The sequence below is a fragment of the Parendozoicomonas verongulae genome, assembly GCF_009711465.1.
Lineage (GTDB): Bacteria > Pseudomonadota > Gammaproteobacteria > Pseudomonadales > Endozoicomonadaceae > Sansalvadorimonas > Sansalvadorimonas verongulae.
The window spans coordinates 1-1,817 of sequence record NZ_SMME01000602.1 but is presented as its reverse complement, the minus strand read 5'-3'; the positions used below and the strand labels follow the sequence as shown (position 1 = coordinate 1,817).

The 1,817-nt window shown below is 47.6% G+C and carries 3 protein-coding genes; 1 reads left to right on the top strand and 2 read right to left on the bottom strand.

Annotation, left to right across the window (positions count from 1 at the left end):
- The coding region (locus tag E1189_RS01815; RefSeq protein WP_196221020.1) for an NAD(P)H-dependent oxidoreductase at positions 1-518 on the bottom strand (518 nt) is incomplete at its 3' end.
- A 115-nt stretch (positions 519-633) separates the two neighbouring features.
- Between E1189_RS01815 and E1189_RS01810 the strand changes: the two genes are divergently transcribed.
- Positions 634-1,545, top strand: a complete 912-nt coding sequence (locus E1189_RS01810; RefSeq protein ID WP_155158377.1) for a LysR family transcriptional regulator — start codon at positions 634-636, stop codon at positions 1,543-1,545.
- Here E1189_RS01810 and E1189_RS24870 read toward each other — a convergent pair.
- Positions 1,531-1,817, bottom strand: a 287-nt coding sequence (locus E1189_RS24870; RefSeq protein WP_230460006.1) for a hypothetical protein, incomplete at its 5' end; no start/stop codon positions are given. The two genes, E1189_RS01810 and E1189_RS24870, sit on opposite strands and share 15 nt — an antisense overlap.

Sequence of the window (1,817 nt, the reverse complement as noted above, 5' to 3'; positions counted from 1 at the left end):
TGGAATCGTGCTTTTTCCTGTACATCTTCCAGTTTGTTATACACACCGGGAATGTAAACCATGCCGTGGCTGTAAACCGGCTTCTGGAAAACCATGCCTGCCAGATAAGCTGTTTGTTGCAGTGGGCGCAGGGTTTCTTCAATGGTGAAGTGGTTATAACCCAGCGGATCGTAAGACTCTTCCGGGCCGCCCACAGTCAGAGACAGAATAAAGTGTTTGCCTTTAAGTTTGTCGCCTTCAGGGCCGTACGCAAAATTGAATGAGAAAACATCATCAATCCATTTTTTCATCAGGGCAGGTACGGAGTACCAGTAGTAAGGGAACTGCAGCACAATAGCATCGGCTTCCAGCAGCGCTTTTTGCTCCGCTTCCACATTGATTTGGTAATCAGGGTACAGCTCATCCAATTTATGGACTTCAATGTCATCTGCTTTCTTTTGCAGCTCATCGAGAATGATTGTGTTGGTGTAAGACCTTTCCAGGTCGGGGTGGCCAGAGATAACGACGACTTTACTCATGTGGATTCCAAGCATTGCATAAGGTAATGGCTGTAGTTTACGAAGGCCATCGAGAAATTTTTAGTACACTGGAAGCTAAATCATTGTTAGTTAAAACCAAACTATAGAGGGCGATTTGAAAGGCACTACATTCAATCAGCTCACAGTTTTTCAGACCATTGTTCAGCAGGGCAGTATTCGTGGTGCTGCCCGTACTCTGAAAATGGCTCCTCCCTCTGTGAGCCAATCTCTCAAGCATCTGGAAACTGCTTTAGGATTGCCGTTGTTCACCCGCAGTACACGACGGATCGACTTAACCGAAGCCGGGCAGCTTTTGAATGAACGAATCAGTGGTGCCATGAGTGAGCTGCAGATGGCTCTGGAAACTGTGCAGGCTTTGAGTGATAAACCGTTCGGGCGGGTCAGTATTACACTGCCACGGTTTGCTTTTCAGTATTTCCTCAAGCCGGTTTATGGGGAGTTCTGTGAACGTTACCCGGATGTTCAGCTGGAAATTTCGGTGACTGATGAGGCTGTCAATCTGCTTGATAAAGGGCACGATGCGGGTATCCGCCTTGGCAACCTTGTTGAGCCCGGCATGGTGGCACGGGCGATTACAGCTCCTATGAAAGATGCGCTGTTTGCGTCTGATGAGTATATTGCCAAAGAGGGGATGCCAACCACGCTGAGTGAGCTGGAGCAGCACAAGATGATTCAGTACCGCTTCATCGCCTCCAATCAGCTGGCTCCCCTGACCCTCATCAACAACGGGCAGGATGTACCGATACAGATGCCCACCGCCTTGATTGTGAACGACACTGATGCCGTGGTGGACGCTGCAGAAAAAAGTCTGGGTATTGGCCGGATTGTTGAGCCTATGGTGCATAAGCAGCTAGAGTCTGGAACATTAAAACCTGTGTTGGAAGAGTGCTGGTATCCTTATCCCGGCCTTCACGTTTATTTCGCGCAGAACAGCCAAAAAGCCAAACGTATAAGAGTGTTTATCGATTTCCTTATAGAAAAGGGGCAACAGCTATACGGGGCTTAGAGACTCCCATCTCATATATGGGAATATCCCAAGAGAGATAAACGCCATTTTATGCCGTTTCATCTTTTTACGGACTTTTTTCTGTTCAACACAGGAGCTGTCGAAAAGATGAAAGTTATTCTTGCCAATATCGATGCCAAGTACTGAAATGCCCATGATGGTTTGCCTCATTCTTTTGACTGGTGAACACCAGTGTGGTTCATAGAGGCCAATAAGAGGGCGAACCATCCCATTAAGTACCTGGACCATTGCTTTCGCATAATGATGGCGAG